General features: G+C 68.2%; 1 pseudogene. It reads left to right on the top strand.

The window, feature by feature from the left end:
- Window positions 1–25: 25 nt before the first annotated feature.
- A pseudogene (locus ACSNOK_RS35730) lies at window positions 26–245 on the top strand (hypothetical protein); the annotation flags it as partial.

Raw genomic sequence — 245 nt, 5'->3', positions numbered from 1 at the left:
GATCTACAGGCCCGCGATCCGTGCGATGTCGGCGTGGCTGGGCATCCTCATCGTGGCGAGTGCGGCGCACGGTCAGACGCTGGCCATCACACGCGGCGCCGAGCGTGACGTTCGTGAAGCCCCGCCCTCCAACTTCACCGGCGTTGCTCGGGTCGACATGCTGTTCGACTCACTCGTGAACGCCGACGCCACCGCTGGTTCTGTCGCGTTCGAGGCGGGGGCCCGCACCGCGTGGCATGTGCATC

Origin of the sequence: Streptomyces sp. URMC 126, assembly GCF_051386555.1 — a bacterium.
Taxonomy (GTDB): Bacteria; Actinomycetota; Actinomycetes; order Streptomycetales; family Streptomycetaceae; genus Streptomyces.
The sequence above is the reverse complement of the archived record's forward strand: the minus strand, read 5'-3'. Positions and strand labels throughout refer to the sequence as shown.